Below are 2500 nucleotides of genomic sequence, written 5' to 3' on the forward strand. Positions count from 1 at the left end.
CGTCCGCGAAGAAAGAGAAACGAAGACGGCGGTGTCCCGCCTATGCAGCTCAGACATTGATCCAATGTCTGGCCACTGATGTTTCAAAAGAGGATCGATAGAAGCAAGCTTCTGAAGATCCATCCTTAGAAAGGAGGTGATCCAGCCGCAGGTTCCCCTACGGCTACCTTGTTACGACTTCACCCCAGTCGCTGACCCTACCGTGGTCAGCTGCCCCCTTGCGGTTAGCGCACTGCCTTCAGGTAGAACCAACTCCCATGGTGTGACGGGCGGTGTGTACAAGGCCCGGGAACGTATTCACCGTGGCATGCTGATCCACGATTACTAGCGATTCCAACTTCATGGGCTCGAGTTGCAGAGCCCAATCCGAACTGAGACGGCTTTTTGAGATTTGCGAGAGGTCGCCCTTTTGCATCCCATTGTCACCGCCATTGTAGCACGTGTGTAGCCCAGCCCGTAAGGGCCATGAGGACTTGACGTCATCCCCACCTTCCTCGCGGCTTATCACCGGCAGTCTCCTTAGAGTGCTCAACTAAATGGTAGCAACTAAGGACGGGGGTTGCGCTCGTTGCGGGACTTAACCCAACATCTCACGACACGAGCTGACGACAGCCATGCAGCACCTGTGCTCTATGCCCCGAAGGGAAGGTTCCATCTCTGGTACCGGTCATAGACATGTCAAGGGCTGGTAAGGTTCTGCGCGTTGCGTCGAATTAAACCACATGCTCCACCGCTTGTGCGGGCCCCCGTCAATTCCTTTGAGTTTTAATCTTGCGACCGTACTCCCCAGGCGGAATGCTTAAAGCGTTAGCTGCGCCACTAGTGAGTAAACCCACTAACGGCTGGCATTCATCGTTTACGGCGTGGACTACCAGGGTATCTAATCCTGTTTGCTCCCCACGCTTTCGTGCCTCAGCGTCAGTTATGGGCCAGTGAGCCGCCTTCGCCACTGGTGTTCTTGCGAATATCTACGAATTTCACCTCTACACTCGCAGTTCCACTCACCTCTCCCATACTCAAGACTTTCAGTATCAAAGGCAGTTCTGGAGTTGAGCTCCAGGATTTCACCTCTGACTTAAAAACCCGCCTACGCACCCTTTACGCCCAGTGATTCCGAGCAACGCTAGCCCCCTTCGTATTACCGCGGCTGCTGGCACGAAGTTAGCCGGGGCTTATTCTTACGGTACCGTCATTATCTTCCCGTACAAAAGAGCTTTACAACCCTAGGGCCTTCATCACTCACGCGGCATGGCTGGATCAGGCTTGCGCCCATTGTCCAATATTCCCCACTGCTGCCTCCCGTAGGAGTTTGGGCCGTGTCTCAGTCCCAATGTGGCTGATCATCCTCTCAGACCAGCTACTGATCGTCGCCTTGGTAGGCCTTTACCCCACCAACTAGCTAATCAGACGCGGGCCAATCTCTCGGCGATAAATCTTTCCCCGTAAGGGCTTATCCGGTATTAGCACAAGTTTCCCTGTGTTGTTCCGAACCAAGAGGTATGTTCCCACGCGTTACTCACCCGTCTGCCACTGACGTATTGCTACGCCCGTTCGACTTGCATGTGTTAAGCCTGCCGCCAGCGTTCGCTCTGAGCCAGGATCAAACTCTCAAGTTGGACTTGAAACTTTAAACCGGCTGATCACAACGTATTGACGAGGTCCCACCATACTAAATCAACCAAACCGAAGTTCGGCCAATCTGCTGTCCGCGCTTCACAGCGCTAACAACGATGGTGTTAACCTTTGTTCAAAACGTGTACCGCCGAAGTCTTTCGTCCGGCCCCGTCTCAAGAAGCCGAAGCTCCCATCGAACGAGACCCGCAAGGACTCCGCCGTCCACGTTTCTCTTTCTTCAATTTAACTTGTCAAACAGCCCGACGCAGATGCGTCAATCTCCCCAGGAGGGAGAAATCTCTATCTTCAGATCTTCCAAAGTGAGATCCATCAGGCGGCATCCAGTGGATGCCAGCGCCCCGAAGGGAGCGAACCAGTAGACCCTCCAGAGGAAGGAAGCAACCTCTTTCTTCGCAGTGCGCCGATTATTTCGTTCGAAACAAGCAGCAGAACATTGCACCGATCGAGATCCGCCAGGCCCCTTCTCAGAAACCTGACAACTCAACCCGACGACAAAACACCCACCGAAACTGTCGGCTGGTGCTTCACACATCGCGTTGAGGTGCTTCTGAGCGTCGAACCGTCCCGGACCCGTGGGCCCCGGCGCCGCCGCGCTCAGTGGCCGGTTTATAGTCTCGCACTCTCGAAGCTGTCAACGCCCAATCGTCAGAAAATCGTCACGCGTTTTTCGTGTGCGTAAAGTCGACGCCGAATCATAGTGCGCTGCGATGATGACAGCAGGATTCCGCATTGAATTGCAGGGATATCCGGATCCTCCGATACGCGTTGGCTCATACGATGATGCAAAGAGCCGCTGCGCATCGTCGGCATCGATCTCTCATCTGCTGTTGAGAACTATCAGGCCGACGGCGCAATGATGCTGCAG

1 rRNA gene is annotated in these 2500 nt (G+C 54.4%); it reads right to left on the reverse strand.

From position 1 onward, the window contains the following. Positions 1-129: 129 nt before the first annotated feature. Positions 130-1616 (reverse strand): 16S ribosomal RNA (locus AB7813_RS16735). Positions 1617-2500 lie beyond the last annotated feature (884 nt).

Origin of the sequence: Tardiphaga sp. 20_F10_N6_6, assembly GCF_052076045.1 — a bacterium.
GTDB classification, from domain to species: domain Bacteria; phylum Pseudomonadota; class Alphaproteobacteria; order Rhizobiales; family Xanthobacteraceae; genus Tardiphaga; species Tardiphaga robiniae.